General features: G+C 61.0%; 5 protein-coding genes. 4 read left to right on the top strand and 1 reads right to left on the bottom strand.

Going from position 1 to position 3479, the window contains the following annotated elements:
- From AC1D1P_RS18100 to adk, 3 genes are all read left to right on the top strand, one after another.
- The coding region (locus AC1D1P_RS18100) for a Trm112 family protein (RefSeq protein WP_477673918.1) at nucleotides 1-129 on the top strand (129 nt) is incomplete at its 5' end.
- Between the two features lie 37 nt (nucleotides 130-166).
- Nucleotides 167-925, top strand: a complete 759-nt coding sequence (gene kdsB, locus AC1D1P_RS18105; protein WP_477669424.1) for a 3-deoxy-manno-octulosonate cytidylyltransferase — start codon at nucleotides 167-169, stop codon at nucleotides 923-925.
- 186 nt (nucleotides 926-1111) lie between these two features.
- A complete protein-coding gene (gene adk, locus AC1D1P_RS18110) occupies nucleotides 1112-1768 on the top strand; it encodes an adenylate kinase (protein ID WP_477673915.1) in 657 nt (218 codons plus the stop codon).
- Between the two features lie 102 nt (nucleotides 1769-1870).
- On the opposite strand, the gene AC1D1P_RS18115 is transcribed toward adk, so the two are convergent.
- A complete protein-coding gene (locus AC1D1P_RS18115) occupies nucleotides 1871-2827 on the bottom strand; it encodes an asparaginase (RefSeq protein ID WP_477673916.1) in 957 nt (318 codons plus the stop codon).
- A 140-nt stretch (nucleotides 2828-2967) separates the two neighbouring features.
- On the opposite strand from AC1D1P_RS18115, the gene lexA reads away from it, so the two are divergent.
- Nucleotides 2968-3479, top strand: a 512-nt coding sequence (lexA, locus tag AC1D1P_RS18120) for a transcriptional repressor LexA (protein ID WP_477673917.1), incomplete at its 3' end; no start/stop codon positions are given.

Below are 3479 nucleotides of genomic sequence, written 5' to 3' on the forward strand. Positions count from 1 at the left end.
GACTACGACCGGGAAAAACAGGAACTTGTTTCCCGCAGCGCCCGCCTCGCCTACCCGGTGCGCGACGGGCTTCCCGTGCTGCTGGAAAGCGAAGCGCGGACCTTGACTGATGAAGAACTCGGTCTGTGAACGGCGCCTTGAAAAAAACAAGCAAGACCCCGAAAGCATGAGCTTCACCGTCCTCATTCCGGCCAGGCTGGCCTCTACACGCCTGCCCAACAAGCCGCTGGCCGACATCGGCGGTGCACCCATGGTCGTGCGTGTTGCGCAGCGCGCGATGCGGAGCACTGCCCTGCGCACCGTCGTCGCAACCGACAGTAACGAAATCATCGAAAAATGCGCGTCTTTCGGCATCGCCGCCGTGCTGACACGAGAAGACCACCCCAGCGGCAGCGACCGGCTCGCGGAAGCCTGCAGCGTGCTGGGACTCGCGGACGACGACATTGTGGTGAATGTGCAAGGTGACGAGCCGCTGATTGACCCGGCCTTGATCGACGCGGTCGCACGCCTGCTCATCGAGCGCCCAGACTGCGCCATGAGCACGGCGGCGCATGCCATCCAGCAGCTGGCCGACCTGAACAACCCCAATGTGGTCAAGGTGGTGCTTGATGCGCGCCATACGGCCCTTTACTTCAGCCGCTCACCCATTCCGGCCGCGCGCGACTTTACCGGCAAGGCGTGGTGGGAGGCCGGCAGCAGCCTGCCCCGGCCACTCCGGCACGTAGGCATTTACGGCTATCGGGTGGGATTTCTGCGGGAGTTCCCGCGCCTTCCCCAGTCGCCACTCGAGCAACTGGAGTGCCTTGAGCAACTCCGGGCGCTGTGGCACGGCCATCGCATCGCCGTGCACATCACTGGCGACGCGCCTGGGCCGGGCGTTGACACGCCGGAAGACCTGGACCTCGCCCGCAAGCTGTTTTCCTGACCTGCCCTCCCCGGCATGACGCGGGCTCGTAAGTTGCTGTCAGGGGTGCATGCTATCCTTGGGAAAAACACAAGTGTGAGGCCTGCAGGGCGTGCCGGCAGCCCTCCATACCTGTCAAGCAGCCCCTGCGGAAACCGGCCGGCGGTTCGGGCTGACTTCAAGAATTCATAAAATCCGAGGACATCCATGAGACTGATTTTGTTGGGCGCGCCTGGCGCGGGCAAGGGGACGCAAGCGACCTTCATCTGCCAGAAGTACGGCATTCCCCAGATTTCCACCGGCGACATGCTTCGTGCGGCCGTCAAAGCCGGCACGCAGCTGGGCATTGAAGCCAAAAAAATCATGGACTCGGGTGCACTGGTCAGCGACGACCTGATCATCAATTTAGTCAAAGAGCGCATTGCCCAGCCCGACTGCGCCAAGGGCTTTCTGTTTGACGGCTTTCCGCGCACCATTCCGCAGGCGGRCGCCATGAAGTCTGCCGGCGTCAAGCTGGACTACGTTCTTGAAATCGACGTCCCCTTCGACGCCATCATCGAGCGCATGAGCGGACGCCGTTCGCACCCCGCCTCAGGCCGCACCTACCACGTCAAGTTCAATCCGCCCAAGGTTGAAGGCAAAGACGATGTGACCGGCGAGCCGCTGATCCAGCGCGATGACGACAAGGAAGAAACTGTCCGCAAGCGCCTGGAGGTTTACAGCGCCCAGACCCGTCCGCTGGTTGAGTACTACTCCAGCTGGGCAAAGTCAGAGCCTGAACTGGCCCCGAAATACCGTGCCATCAGCGGCATGGGCGGTGTTGACGAGATCACCGCCCGGGCATTTAAGGCGCTGGCGGGTTGAACCGGCCTAACGCGAGTCCACTTGCCCCAAAAAAGCCGTCAGCCCGACGGCTTTTTTTATTCCGGCTTCCGGACCTGGTGGACTGCAATTGCAAGCGCGGCTTCAACTCTCCGCCAGCAACTCGAGCATCATCGCTATCCTCGCCTTCACGGGACTCAGCCCCTGCGAATCAGAAAACAGATCCCCCGGTGTGGGCAAGACCCGGCCATTGAAGCATCTTGTCGCACGGACGACCCGAACCCCCGCAGACCGCGCGCGAAGCAAGGCCGCCTCCAGCGCGTGGTGCAAGGTGCCATTACCCGTGGCAGCAACCACCAGCCCCTGGACACCCTGTGCCAGCAACGCGTCCACGATCGCACCACTGGCGCCGGCATGGTTCATGACAATCTCAACGCGCGGCCACTGGAGCGGAATCATGGAATTCGCTATTATTTTTATAGCTGCTTGCGCCCGTTCCACATGGGTTTCCGGCCAATTTCTCACTAACCTGAGGAATCCTTCCTCCACATAGCCAATCGGCCCCGCATCACCGGAGTCAAAAGCGTCAACCCTGTAGGTATGCACTTTCTGCACGTCCAGCGCGCTGTGGATGGTTCCGGCACACACCGCGACAACACCCATTGCCCCAGCATGACGCGCCACCGCCATGGCATCCAGCATGTTCTGGGGGCCGTCAGGCACCAGCGCAGTCGCCGGCCGCATGGCACAGGTCAGCACCACAGGTTTATCGGGGCGGCACACCGCATGAAGGAAATACGCCGTTTCTTCCAGCGTGTCCGTGCCGTGCGTGATGACAATGCCCTGCACGTCCGGCTGGGCCAGAAAGTGATTGACCCGACTGGCCAGCCGCACCCATACATCGAAGCTCATGTCCTTGCTGTCGACCTGCGCGACCTGCTCGGTCATCAAGGGGCCGAACCTGGCCAAAGGCGGGACCGCCGCCACAAGTTGCTCAACGCCCACCTGGGCAGCGGTATAGCCGATGTTGTCCGACGCACTCGCAGCCTGCCCGGCAATCGTGCCGCCGGTGCCCAGAATCACAATATTTTGAGGATGCATAAAACGTAAACTTGCAATCTTTTAAAAACTGGATGAAAATACAGTTACTGGATATTAAAACAGCTACGGCAACGTTGCGTACCCAAAGCCAGCAGGCAATACGCAAGCGGGCTGAAGCAGTGATTCAAGGAGCAACAGTGATGAGCACACTCGATAACTTTTCGCATTTTCCCTCTGAGGCTCCCAAGCTCACTGCGCGCCAGCAGCAAATTCTGGAATTGATCCAGAGCGCCATCGCGCGCACGGGCGCCCCGCCCACCCGTGCTGAAATCGCCGCTGAGCTTGGCTTTCGCTCTGCCAATGCCGCCGAGGAGCACTTGCAGGCGCTGGCCCGCAAAGGCGTCATCGAGCTGGTCAGCGGGACCTCACGCGGCATACGTTTGCGCAATGACGCCCTTCGCAGCCTGAACGAATCCAGAATCAAACAGTTTTCCCTGCCGTTGCAAAGCCTGGCCCAACTCGCCCTACCTCTGGTGGGGCGGGTTGCTGCTGGCAGCCCGATTCTCGCGCAGGAACATGTCGAGCAAACCTATTATTTTGAAAGCAGCCTGTTTCAGCGCCAGCCCGACTACCTGCTCAAGGTCCGCGGCATGAGCATGCGGGACGCAGGCATCATGGATGGCGACCTGCTGGCCGTCAAGCAATCCAAGGA

The organism is Polaromonas sp. P1_E1_2 (genome assembly GCF_056406035.1).